The 13,047-nt window shown below is 39.1% G+C and carries 10 protein-coding genes and 2 pseudogenes; 3 read left to right on the top strand and 9 right to left on the bottom strand.

Features of this window, described 5'->3' with window-relative positions:
• Positions 1 to 54: 54 nt before the first annotated feature.
• Positions 55 to 1,080 carry a Bug family tripartite tricarboxylate transporter substrate binding protein gene (locus IEW67_RS10590; RefSeq protein WP_188633043.1) on the bottom strand — a complete coding sequence of 342 codons (1,026 nt, stop codon included), beginning with the start codon at positions 1,078 to 1,080 and terminating at the stop codon, positions 55 to 57.
• 266 nt (positions 1,081 to 1,346) lie between these two features.
• Here IEW67_RS10590 and IEW67_RS10585 point away from each other — a divergent pair.
• Positions 1,347 to 1,944: pseudogene (locus IEW67_RS10585) on the top strand (IS1634 family transposase); the annotation flags it as partial.
• Between the two features lie 51 nt (positions 1,945 to 1,995).
• Here the strand turns inward: IEW67_RS10585 and IEW67_RS10580 are convergent.
• From IEW67_RS10580 to IEW67_RS10565, 4 genes are all read right to left on the bottom strand, one after another.
• Positions 1,996 to 3,603 (bottom strand): IS1634 family transposase, encoded by a 1,608-nt coding sequence (locus tag IEW67_RS10580; RefSeq protein ID WP_188633042.1) that lies wholly within the window; start codon positions 3,601 to 3,603, stop codon positions 1,996 to 1,998.
• Positions 3,604 to 4,025: 422 nt separating this feature from the next.
• Positions 4,026 to 4,895: an AraC family transcriptional regulator gene (locus IEW67_RS10575; protein ID WP_188633041.1), complete on the bottom strand. Its 870-nt coding sequence runs from the start codon at positions 4,893 to 4,895 to the stop codon at positions 4,026 to 4,028.
• Positions 4,896 to 5,733: 838 nt separating this feature from the next.
• Entirely contained in the window at positions 5,734 to 6,873 is a 1,140-nt protein-coding gene (locus tag IEW67_RS10570; RefSeq protein WP_188633040.1) for a Gfo/Idh/MocA family protein, read from the bottom strand.
• 86 nt (positions 6,874 to 6,959) lie between these two features.
• On the bottom strand, positions 6,960 to 8,246 hold the full coding sequence (locus IEW67_RS10565) for an MFS transporter (protein WP_229671743.1): 1,287 nt from the start codon (positions 8,244 to 8,246) through the stop codon (positions 6,960 to 6,962).
• A 451-nt stretch (positions 8,247 to 8,697) separates the two neighbouring features.
• Between IEW67_RS10565 and IEW67_RS10560 the strand changes: the two genes are divergently transcribed.
• Positions 8,698 to 9,798: an IS110 family RNA-guided transposase gene (locus tag IEW67_RS10560; protein ID WP_229671750.1), complete on the top strand. Its 1,101-nt coding sequence runs from the start codon at positions 8,698 to 8,700 to the stop codon at positions 9,796 to 9,798.
• Positions 9,799 to 10,589: 791 nt separating this feature from the next.
• Positions 10,590 to 10,670 (top strand): annotated as a pseudogene (locus tag IEW67_RS18575) (recombinase family protein); the annotation flags it as partial.
• 182 nt (positions 10,671 to 10,852) lie between these two features.
• On the opposite strand, the gene IEW67_RS18340 reads toward IEW67_RS18575, so the two are convergent.
• The 4 genes from IEW67_RS18340 to IEW67_RS10540 all read right to left on the bottom strand — a co-directional run.
• Complete coding sequence (locus IEW67_RS18340; RefSeq protein ID WP_268238663.1) at positions 10,853 to 10,987, bottom strand: hypothetical protein; 135 nt, start codon at positions 10,985 to 10,987, stop codon at positions 10,853 to 10,855.
• Between the two features lie 60 nt (positions 10,988 to 11,047).
• Positions 11,048 to 11,407: a hypothetical protein gene (locus IEW67_RS10550; RefSeq protein ID WP_188633039.1), complete on the bottom strand. Its 360-nt coding sequence runs from the start codon at positions 11,405 to 11,407 to the stop codon at positions 11,048 to 11,050.
• Positions 11,408 to 11,414: 7 nt separating this feature from the next.
• Positions 11,415 to 12,341 (bottom strand): transposase, encoded by a 927-nt coding sequence (locus IEW67_RS10545; protein WP_188633038.1) that lies wholly within the window; start codon positions 12,339 to 12,341, stop codon positions 11,415 to 11,417.
• A 205-nt stretch (positions 12,342 to 12,546) separates the two neighbouring features.
• Positions 12,547 to 13,047 (bottom strand): transposase (locus IEW67_RS10540; protein ID WP_188633037.1); only part of this gene is annotated, 501 nt, incomplete at its 5' end.

Below are 13,047 nucleotides of genomic sequence, written 5' to 3'. Positions count from 1 at the left end.
TCAGCTTCTATTTCTAAACATAATTCTATAAGATTACTATATTTAATAATATATTTATTCAGCGAGACCTGCTTCCTCAATTATTTTTCCGCTGGTTTCATATCTTTTCTCAATAATTTCTTTTAACTTTTCTGGACCTGCATAAGAAGGAGCAAGGTTCGATTTATTCATTTTTTCTTTAAATGTTTCTGATTCAATAGCTTTTTTAAAAGCTTCATTTAATGCACCCCTTATATCTTCAGGAAGATTAGCGGGACCCACAATAGCTGTGATGGCATCCATATTTAAATCAATTCCTTTATCTCTGATTGTAGGGATATCTTCAGGCATATAAGGAAATCCTTTGCTTCCAGTGTTCCACAGAACATTTACTTTATCCTCCTTAACATGAGGTATTAAATCTGGTATTTGCATGTGACCACCATCCACGTGCCCACCTAATAGGTCACTAATCATTGGAGCATTTCCCTTATAGGGGACGTGTTCTATTTTTAAATTATGTTCTAGTGCGATGGCTTCCATAGCTATATGGTCCAGCGTTCCCGCTCCAGGACTTCCATAACTAAACTCTCCCGGATTATCTTTTACATATTTTATCCATTCCTCATAACTTTTTATATCACTGTCAGCATTAACAGCAAACACCGTCGGAGTAGATAAAACTTGAGTTATTGGTGTAAAATCTTTATAACCGTATGAAGTTTCCCCAAAATGTGGACCTTCTGTTATTGGAACTAAAGGCGAAATTAATAAATTGTACCCGTCGGGATTTGCACTCGCTATCTCTGTTGCTCCAATACTCCCACTAGCTCCCGGACGATTTTCAACCACAATCTCAGCGCCCTCCGGTAAATAATTGACTGCCTCCTCAGCTAGTATACGAGCTGTTGCATCAGTAATACCACCGGCAGACCAAGGAACCACCAAAGTAATTGGTCTCTTAGTTAGATTAACTTCAGACCCTTCCCCCGATTTATCTCCAGAGTCACTTTGAGCAGAGTCACTTCCTTTCCCGCAACCAACCAATAAAGCACTGAAAGTAAAAATTGAGACAAGAAATAATACTAGTCTTTTTCTCATATTCATACACTCCTCTTCGTCATTTGATAATCATAATGTCCGGAAAACGATTACAGTTTCCAATTCACATTACTAAATTGTTGTATATACAACTAGTTGTGTATATAATATAGCACGTTGATAATATTGTCAATATTGTTTTATCTAAAAATTTAAATCTATTTAATTTTTATAAATTAAATGGTGATGCAAAACCACTCTCACAACACTAATTAGGGTTTGCTGAATAAGTGAATTTCAATTTTATAATTTCCTTATGATTCCCGTATTTATTATTGTTTCACAACCCGGAAAAAGCACCTAAAGACCAAGCGGACATGAATGATTATTTGACAAGCCTGCATCGTGATTTACGGAATAATACACTGAAAGAGTATCGCAGGAAGGATTATGACAAATACTTTGAGGTGACGGAAACGCCAAAGCGTGGGAGGAAAGTCCAACCGAAAGAAGAAGCCATGCGGGAAGCCGCCAGAAATTATGGTTATTTTGCATTGTTGTCCAATGAGGTCAAAGATCCGTTTGAAGCGTTGTCGCTATATCGCAGCAAGGATATCGTGGAAAAAGGTTTTGGCAATCTTAAAGAGCGCCTTAACGTTAGACGATTTCAAGTTTCTTCCGAATTATCACTGGATGGCAAGCTTTTTATCGAATTTATGGCACTTATTTACTTGTCCTATATCAAAAAGAAGATGCAGGATGCCGGTTTATTTGATAGATAAATGGACGATTCATGGATTACTCGATGAATTGGACATTATTGAGCTACTGGAGGCGCCAGAGTACGGTCAAGTATTAGGGGAAATGACAAAAAAACAAAAAGATATTTACCATGCGCTCGGAGTGAAACCTCCCTCGTTATAAATTTCGGGAATCCAGGCTAAAAAAAGAGTGGCTTTCTGGATTCCCGCCTACTCATAACGAGGCAGGCGGGGTAACACCAAGTTTTCCATATATTTCTTTTTGTTTGCTGAGAAGCTCGCCAATACGCGGTTCTTTCCCGGGCGCTTCAAAGCATTCTATAACATCCAGTTGATCCAGCACGCCTTGTAACGTATATTTTTTGGATAAATCAGTATCCTGCATTTGTTTTTTGATATACGAAAGATAGACGAGTGCCACAAACTCCACAAAAAGCTTTCCATCCAGACTCTGTTCGGATGATACCAATGTGTGGCGCAGGTTCAGCCGTTCCTTTAGATTCCCGAACGCTTTTTCAACAACGTCCTTATTACGGTAAAGCTCTAACGCAGCGATGGCACCCATCGTTTCATTAGTCATCAGTGCAAAAAATCCAAAATATTGCTTGGCCTTGTCGACAGCCTCTTCTTTGACGGTGACTTTTGTCTCCCGTTTCGGTGTGGTTTTTGTCTCAAAATACGTTTGATACTGCTTTTCATGTTCCGGGAGCCTTTTCCCTGATTCCAATTCACGACGCAGGTTGATTAACTTGCGGTCAAATGCTTTTTCGTCCTCCGCAGCTCGGTCAATATTGTAATAAAAGTGAATATATATACGCCTGTACTGTGTCAGGATGTCCCCTTTATACGGACGGTGCTGCGTATAATGCCACGTTGTCCGGACCGTTCGGGCATATAACTCGTATTTCTCACTGTAGTGTTCAAACGATCGAAAACCGTCATAGATCGCATCCAGTTCTTTCCGGACGAACGTAAGAGACATTTTGACGGAGACCAGGAACTTCAAATGGCTTTTCAATAAGGCGTTGATATTTTCCTGACTATAGAAGCCCCTGTCCATGACCAGCTTCACTTTGGAGAAGCCAAGCACATCCAAATCGGCAAGCAGCTTTCTGACGGTCTTGGAATCCGGGATATTACCGGCCAGTTTGCGGTAATAAAACGGCAGGTTGGACGTTTCGCCGAACACCAGCGCCAGGTTTAGCTGAGGCAGTGGATCGTTTTCTTTATTCCAGCCGTATTGCACCTGTCTCAAAAGTTCAGACTGGCTGGATATAGTGGTGATATCATAGGCCCAAAATTCCTTTTCCGTCCGCCGTTTTCCCTGCAACTGGAAGAACTTATATTTCGCGCCTTCGGTGATGGACGCGAACAGGTCGCTGCTTCGCTGAGACGTGATGTTTTGACCGTAAGGATGTTTATGTAGTTGACTCCATTTTTCAAAACGGTAGAGCGGAGCGTTGTCCTCCAGGACCAGATAGTATGCAATGGATAGAATCTGGCGGTACTTGTCGGGAAAACACGCTTTCAGGTCTTCTGTAATGCCGGTACTCGCACCGATCTCGTCCAGCAGATACGTGGCACCGTAAAAATAACGTGCGGTTTGTACAGAGGGAGCAGGACCTCTCTTTATCACGGCATGCCTCTCTTTCTTTTTGCGTCCCCTGCCGTCTGTCGGAACAATTTCTCCGGTTTTACTGTCTAACCGTCCGATTAGGGTTCTCTTGGATCGAGATTGTTGCTTGTCCTTGTCCCAGTAGGAAATGGACTCATACGCATAGGTGATCCCTGAACGCTTATCTGTTTGATAGACGATAGCCATGTTTTCGCCTCCTCGTTATGTGTATTGTAACACATAACGAATTATGAAAACAATAAAAAAAGGGCATAAAGCCCGGTATTTTCATGTTTTTACCCAATTCATCGTTATGTAATGGCGGGAATCCAGGTTACATGGCTTCAGCCTTCGTTCAGCCGAATCACCTGTGCTTCATACCCCAAAGCCTGTCAACCTTGACACATGCAGGATTTGTTGACGGGATGGTTTCAGGAAACGTGGTTCCATCATTCCCATCCTCCGTTGTAACGTTAGAATTTAATAAAATTCCCCGCATGTTCACGCCTCAAAGCGTTTATAGCGGAACTTGTCGCGCGCGCCCGTTAATTTAATAAACCTTTGCTGTAGTAATTTGTTCCAATAATTCATCAAGAATTCCAACACATTTCCCAACTTCTGCTAAATAATCAATCTCTTGATATCTTCCTATAAGAACTAGGAGTTACTCCAAAGTGTTTTTTAAATACTCTTGAAAAATAATTCATATCTTCAAAACCGAGAGAATATCCAATATAAGAAATACTTTCGTCAGATTCCAATAAACTGCGCGCCGCGTAAGTCATTTTTAATTCTATTAAAAATGCACCTGGCGATTTACCTGTGTGTAACTTAAATAGCCTTCTGAGTGATGATGAACTTATGTCGACCATGCTACCCATTTCATCAATACATATTTTTTTTTCAGGATGATTTATCATATAATCAATTACTGTTTTGACTCTATTATCTATTTTTTTTTCAACTAATGTTTTTCTGTTTTTATACTTGTCTTCTTCTATAATTAACTCTGATGAATTGATAACATATCCTATAATTAATTCTAAATATCCCCTTAACAAGAAGGATTTACCTTTATGATTTGTTTGTTTTTCCATAATCATTTGATTAAAATATTCTCGCACTTGAACGTCATTACAAACAATTTTTGTGTTTAAGCCTAAAGTATCTGACCATAATTCAATATCATTTAAAGGAATAGAAGCAGTAAACCGAATACTAATAAACGTAAACTCCTCAGATAATGATTCACATGCAAGTTTGCTTCCTTGAGGAATATAAATTATATTGTTTTCTTCAACAATATACTCCGTGTCATCTATGACAAACTTTCCATACCCACTTTTAATAAGACGTATCATTGAATAAGGAATAATAGATTCAAAATAACTCCATTCTTTTGGAAAAGTATATTGACCTACATATAGATAATTCAGACGCAAAGCTTTATACACACTATTTTGATGCATTAAAATCCTTCTCTCTCTTAAAGGTAACATTAAACGACCACCTGCTGTGGAAAGTGAATTTGGAATTAAGTGTAAATACACATATTCACTTATAGAAAAATAGGTTGCTTATGTGCTAGACATGAACCAATAATTTATAGACTTTGAATCTGATGTTCTGTTTGTGTTAATGGCGACCCAAATGCCCAAAGATCCTTCGCTATACTCCGGTGTTACCATTATAAAAGCATAGCACTCTTTGCTTAGAAAGGCATTACTCTTTCCTCTTCGCTACTACGACCTCATGCGTCAATCCTAAATCCCCAATCCAATCTCGGTTGTATCCTATATGGTTGGTCTTTGACGGTTGTAGTCGACCCGTCTGAAAGTAGGATTTTCCCATCGTTACCTGACTTTTACTTCCAAGCAGGGCCTGTTTGTAACCTCTCCATGTATTGGATTTATTAGTAATCCAAATCGGTTAATTTAAGGATACTTTCACTCCATTAGATTCTCAGCTTTGACGGCCGCACCGAGATAGACAACTCGCATTTTGAATTTAAATATATTTTGATTCCCTTGTTTAACATTTAATACATTTTTTGATTTCCAAATACAAATTCCACGTTTTTTACTATAAATAATCAAAACCGTAGTATTCACTGTATTTTATCATTTTTAATCAAAATGGGTTAAACAAAATATCACCTCTTAAGATAAAATACCTCAAGAGGTGATAGCATACAATCCCTATAGCTTACAAGTTGAATATTGGTAATTGTTCTTTTGAAAATTTTCCTTTGAACCATTTTCTTCAATTGGTGTCCCGATAATATGTTTTATCGCTTGATTAAGAGATTCGTTGGCAAACGTGTACATTGAGAGATTCTCAATTTTGTCGAAGATCATTTGCTAATACCTCTTTTGTCAGAATCTCTTCCACACTTACTTTTCTGTCTTTTTCCATTGATAAAGTAAGAGCATCAGCTGTAGCAATAGAGGCTCTAGCCGCAGTACCGTCTAATAATGGAATAAATTCTTCTTCAATCCCTGTTCCTTGCATAATACTATGAAAATACTTCATTTCTTTTTCCATTATAGAATGCAGCCACATCGGTGGAGTTTGATTAGGTTTACCATACGCAATAGCTCCATCTGTTTCTATTCCTTTATATATCCTAGTTCTATCTTCATCTTCTTCCTGTGACTCATGTAACAAAAATTGTTGTTCATTATTTGGAGTTTTCAATATAACCTTAACATCCTGTAAATCTATTAAAATTGCTCCTTTTGTTCCCTGGATTTTCACAAAATGATCTCCCCATCTGAACGCAGATCCATACTGTAAAGTCGCAAACCTATCTCCGCCAAATTCCAGAGTAATAAACAGCATATCATCTTCGTCACCAAATTGCTCACCTTGATGAGCTACATTTCCACCCGTCATACACACTCTAGTCGCTGGCCCCATTAAAAATTGAACAAAATCTAATTCATGTATATGGTGATATAAATGACCTCCTGATAAAGCTTTTTTCTTTTTCCAGCTTATCTGTGATTGGGATTCCTCCCATCCATTCCGTTCAGCGTGGCAAAATAATATGTCTCCAATTTCTCCTTGGTTAATTAATTTCTTTACCGTTCGCACGCCGTTCATAAAGTTCATAACATGTCCAGCCATAAAAATCACTTCGTTTTGTTTTGTCATTTCAACCATTTCATCACAATCGCTATAGGAAAGGGCGATTGGTTTCTCACAAAATACATGTTTATGATGTTTGGCTGATAATAAAACTGGTTTTTTATGATAGCAATTAGGTGATGCAACAATAATTGCATCTATATCTTGCCGTTGACATAAGGATTCAACTTCTTCTTCAATATCACACTTTAATTCTTTTGCTATTTCTTCTACGTTATTCGGATCATATATGGCAACAATACGTGCATTTTCTAATTTGTTTAGTTCTCTTGCAAGTCCAGCACCAAAATATCCTGTACCGACAATTCCATATTTTATCTGATTCATATTTACAACTCCTTATTTAAAATTTTGTGTTTATAACTATTTCACTCTATATACTTTATAACAGTTAATTATAGTAAAACGATTTCTTAAACATGATTCGTGATTGGTTTTTTAAGAATAATTCCATAACCTATAGCGGCAACAATACATAATAAAGATCCAGTAATGAAGACCAACTTGAATGAACCAGTTGTTTGAACTATCACTCCCGTTAATACGGGAGCAAGAGCCCCCCCTAAGAATCCTCCAAAGTTTTGTATACCTGCAAGTGAGGCAACCCTTCCTTGAGGAGCCACATCAGTATTTAATGTCCACATAACACTCGGAGGTACCGAACTTGCAAAAAAACCTATTGAAAGGAGCAAAACACTAATAGAGGTGCTTGAAATAAATGGTACTGGCATAACAGAAACAGCTGCTAATATAGCTGCGACCACAATTGGAATTTTTCTCGAATTAATTGGAGTTAATCCTTTTCTTAAAAGATAGTCTGATACAAGTCCACCAATGGGGACACCAAAAATACCGGCAACAAATGGAATAGAGGCTACCCAACCTGTTGTCATAATATCCATATTGCGGGCCGTTTCCAAGTAACCCGGAAGCCAGGTAAGGTAAAGCCAAAGTGTAAAATTTGTACCAAATGCACCAATCATCATCCCCCAAGTAGACCTATACTTAAATAACATCCCCCAGGATATTTGAACATTAGACTGGTAGTTACTTTTATGAGTGTTATCATTATTAATTTCGAAATTATTTTCAGCATTCGGATCCCTGTAAATAATAACCCATAAGATAACGAATACAAATCCAAGTAACCCAACTGAGATAAACATACCTTGCCAGCCTATCGCCAACATAATTGCGGAAAGTAAAGGGAGTGATAAGGCTTTCGCAACAGTTGGTCCCATGTTGAAAACTGATGTCGGAAAGGCTCTTTTTTCCTTAGGAAACCATCGATTTGTAACTTTAACACCTGACGCAAAATACGGTGATTCTGTTATACCAAGTAAAACTCTCATAATAAATAAAAAGAGAAAACCTGTTGCAAACCCACTAACTACAGTTACCGAAGACCACAGAAATATCGACCATCCTAAAGTTTTTTTAGGACCAACTTTATCGATTATCCAACCTGCCGGTAAGCTTCCCAAAGCATACGGCCATAAAAATGCGGAAAGAAGAAGTCCCATACCAGCAGGACCAATGTCAAACTGATCAGCAATAACAGTGTTTGCGACACTCATAGTGCTACGGTCAAGATAATTTACAATTGCTCCAAAAAATAATAAAGATACCATGAGCCACCTAACGCGACCGATAGACATTATTTTGGTAGGCATCATTTTTGATGATTTTGCTTCATCCATTATTATAACCATTCCCTTCGCTTCGCTCAGGGCACAAAACGCTATGAAATGTACTTGTACTGAGCGATATTTATATTATTCTATATCTATAGAGATGCACAGTTAACTACAAATCACGTGGAGGTGAGTGGGCCATTCCGATTGCGGAGTGACCGCATATTTATATGTGTAGATTGCCTTTTCAAGCACAAATAAGTGTGACTTTGAGCACGCAGACTTATCTTTGTATAAACATTACTCGTTTATTGCTGGGCAATCAGTCAATGCTGTCTATCCCTATATATCATAGAAAGGAGTTACCCCCTATGGGTCTAAAAATTGTTTATCCCATTTGTTGTGGAATTGACGTCCACAAAACTTTTGTCGTCGCCTGTATTGCTTCTACCAACAATAAGGGTGTCACGACTTCAAACGCCATCGCTTTTCTACCTATACCAAAGGGCTTAGAGAGCTGTCACAATGGCTTTGTGATAATGATTGTAAGGATGTATGCATGGAATCTACCGGGAAATACTGGATTCCCGTGTTTAATGTGTTGGAGGATTCCTGCAAAATCACGCTGGCACATCCTAAATACGTCAAGGCTATCCGTGGTAAAAAGACGGATAAGAAAGACGCCAAGTGGATTGCCGATTTATTCAAACATGATCTTGTAGCTGGAAGCTTTATGCCTCCTCTGGCTATTCGGCAACTTCGTGACTTGATGCGTTATCGTTTTAAACTCACGAATTTTACGTCCAGTGAAAAGAATCGATTTCAAAACAGCTTAACGGTTTCGAACATCCAGCTCGGCAATACCGTGTCGGATACCTTTGGAAAGAGTTCCATGAATATTATTGAGAAACTGCTGGAAGATCCAACTGATACCGATTTTGCCATCGAACCACTTATTCACGGTTCGATGAAGGACAAGATTCCCGAGTTAGAACTTGCCATTGATGGCTTTATTACACCTGAACAAGCAGGAAAACTAGCTGTGATTAAACGACATTATGATAATCTTCAGGCTCGTAAAGAAGAACTTGAAAAACTTATCCATTCTCTTGCCGAGCCCTACACAGAAGAAATTAACTTAATCTTAACTGTTCCGTCCTTTAAAAACGTCTTCTCCGCTATTGCCGTGATTTCGGAGATAGGTGTCGATATGGACGAGTTCCCGACAGCTAAGCATTTATGTTCCTGGGCAGGGCTAACACCTACGAATAACGAGAGTGCCGGCAAGAAAAAATCGGTAAGAATCTCGAGAGCAGGAGTATATATCAAACCCCTTTTGGTACAGTGTGCTACGGCTGTAGTCAAAAGCGATAAGCATCCCGAAATCCGAAACCGCTATTTGAGAATCAAAAAGCGTCGCGGTCACAAGCGTGCCATTATCGCCATAGCACGAATGTTGTTAACAGCCATTTACCACATCCTGAAGAAAAAAGAACCTTATAATCCTGATCTGTACCAAAAAGCTGATGTTCTTCCAGTAAGTCGCGAAATCACAGTTGAACAAGCAATATCATTGGCAAAGTCTCAAGGCTTTCGAATTACCGAAACAGTAACATAAAGATTTTGATATTCCATAATTTACCAAAAAAGTCACCCCGTGATGGCTTATTTGTCATGCGCTTTTATTTAGTTGCAACTCCAGTGATTTATTTCAGACTTACTCCTCTCAAGAGATTTAAATACTTTTTTCATCGCATTGAGTTATATAGGCATGTCCATAAAAACACCCTTACTAATTCCTGTATCCCTTGTAAAAATATTTTCACTAATCATAGTGTAAGAATACTCCTGAATGCCCTTTCATAAACGAGTTAGCCCCTCCCTCCACAAAATCATTTCTAAGCCTTGTGTAAATGAATGCCAAAGTACAAATTCACCTTTTATTTCTCCTAAAGAACTATATTTCGATATTTCGGATTTTTGATTACATGTTGTCGTAATTAACGTCTCCACTACGAATAACATCAATTGTTTCTTTTTCTACTTATCGCCGCTTTCTATTTGTATGTTATAGATTAAAAAAACGAACAAAATAATAATCAAAAAATGCTATTTTTCCGAACCATCACAAACCAACTATAACTATATTATTATAATGCACGCCTGATAACTCTACTTGATAATTTCCGATTATAGTATTAAAGTCTTACTAAACCATGTTGAAAACGCCACCAAATAAGAATAATATCATTCCCTCCCTTTTGATACTGTTATTTCCTTAAAAGACCTTACACCTAAAATACACGAAAACTCCGTTTTTTTGCACATATAAAATGATTAATAATAGCACAAAATGATTAAAAGTTAATATATACTCTCAGGAAGGCTCATATTTAGGAAGCTTTAAAACTTTTGGAAACAAATTCGAACAAGGAAGTAACCGAAAAAATCGGGATCTCAAAAAGCACACTAATAAGAGAAAAAAAGTAGTATGAGGAGCTGGTATGACGAGTAATAAAGAATTAGGTTGATTTCATAACGAATATGAAACGTTTTAACCAACGAACAAAAGGACATAGAATAAAAAATTTAATGTCTGATATGGAATACGAAAAAACACCTATGTTTTTGTGATGAACATTTAAAAACTGGACAGTAAAAAGTTTTAAACATTAAGACACCATCCGATCATCGTCGGGACAAGGCATCTCTTCCGTGTTCTTCCATTTCTCTTGAATTATTTGGGTTACGGTCAAATGCGGGTTGCGAGCAAACATGAGAAAAATAAACCGGCGTAAATAAGCCATGACCGTAGCCTCCGAGACGATAGACTTGGATGGCGTTCTCAGATAACGAAGGAAACGCACTTAGCCCTTATGCGAAAAGGTTACAGCCATTAATTGCAACAGGCCCATGGCGATGCAACTGCACATCACAAACCCTTCAATGGCTTTGACGGTTTGCTGGATGTGCCGCCTGTCTTTTGGCTTGGTGACTTGCTCCAACGGGTGTGTCTCCCCTTTTTTGAGATACTTTTTCAGCTTGGGCATGGATTTGCTCCAGAATTGGTAGCTAAATCCACCAATCGCCTGCTTCATCTCCCGAAAGGTGCATTCGATTTTGAAACGATGCCCATATAAGTGAATGATATCGACGGCTTTCAGCGTCAAATCAGTGCTGACCAAAATCGAGACGCTTCCGTTAAATGTCACCAGTACAAAACGCAATTTCTGGTCATGGCCTTGCCCCCATAGTAAATCCAGGCACAGATATTGGACGGTTTCTTGTTTGCCGTACATCGTCACCGTGGCTGTTTGAAATTCGTTCGCACGGCTTTGAAACAATGTATTCAGCTTGATCATGTTTCCTTTTTTGCGCGGGCGCCCCCGCCCCTTCTTTTTCCCCGGAAGGGAGTTCATAAGCAACGGCGTTCATCTTAGCTCTGGTTACAATGTGCAACTGGGCATCCCTTGACTGGTTCAATTGGGTCAATCGCTTTAAGGCAGGGACAGACAGGAAATAACGATCAAGAAGCAGGAGAGCATACTCCTTCAATCCTTTTGCCGCGTTAAAGCCTTGGTCTATGATCTGAATCACATGGGATTCAGAACGCTCGGATGAATGGCTCCAGTCGAAAATGGCTTTGACGCCGTCTTGCAGATTGATGAATAAGGGCAAACAGAACCATTTCCTCGGTGTGCCCATCAAAACACCGATAGCACCAAACAGATGGCCGAAAATGTAGGCGGCTTTGGAGGTATTCTCGGACTCCTGATGGAGCTTCTTGACACCGGGCATATGCCGGGCTTCCTTTGCCTGTTTCATCCCATCTCCGACGAGCACGATCCGACCATTAAGGCAAAAAAGAGGGGCAAAACGCTTAACTATCTGCAGCCATTTGCTTCGCAGGGATGCGGGCGACCAGGCAGACGACCGAAAGAAATGCACCAGCGTCTCGTAACGATGACCGGGTAGGGCAAGGTCACGCATAATCGACGTCAAACCCAACTGATCCGAACGCAACATTAAACCGATGATAATGGTAACAAACCAATGGAACGTTTTTTCCCGGGAAAAGCAGGAACGAAATTCGCGTAAAATGGTATTGATAAATTTAAGCATAGCTGTGGCGATTCGCATGAAAGTCATGTATACTTTCACTATATAACCCTTTCAGCGAATCTGAACTCCTTTCAGAGATATGGTTAGTCACCTATATCATTCGCTAGAAAGGGTTATTTTTCCTGCTAGAACTTTTGACTGTCCAGAATACTACACAAAAATGAAAATACTCCTTTTTTAAAAAGGAATACATTTTTTTCAACAAACAAAATTGGCTCAACGCCAAAATCTATGGTTGACGCCATTAAGCAATCCCTTGCATGTAAGCTAAGTTGCACTCGACTAAGATGCGATCTTTGTATACATTCCGATTACGAGTGAAATAATGGCGCCGTTGTAAAGCTTTTATTTTATTATGGCGTCCTTCCACAACCGCATTTGTAAATCGCAGCCGATGATAGTTGATAATTTCTGTCTCCCAGTTCTGAATGGTTTTGATACAGGATTCAACAGCTGCGTGGTGAACTTGGTGACCTTGTTTATACCACTGATCCAATGTCCGCTTAGCTTGCTTCGCATCGGCACTTAAGTCGTACCAATCAATAAAAGCCTCTTTCCAGTTGTATGCAGCGTTTAGCTGTTCATCATACTTTAAAATGGCTTGGATAGTTGCTTGTTCCTTATGAGTTAAGGCATCATAGCGTTTTTCCAGCAAGTGATGATGACGCTTTAGTTGCTTTCTTGCCTGTGTCGGCAAGTTTTTTTGGACATCTTTGCGTACGTCATGCATGGCATCGGTCACATA

The organism is Lentibacillus kapialis (assembly GCF_014646635.1).
GTDB lineage: Bacteria > Bacillota > Bacilli > Bacillales > Amphibacillaceae > Lentibacillus > Lentibacillus kapialis.
The sequence above is the reverse complement of the archived record's forward strand: the minus strand, read 5'-3'. Positions and strand labels throughout refer to the sequence as shown.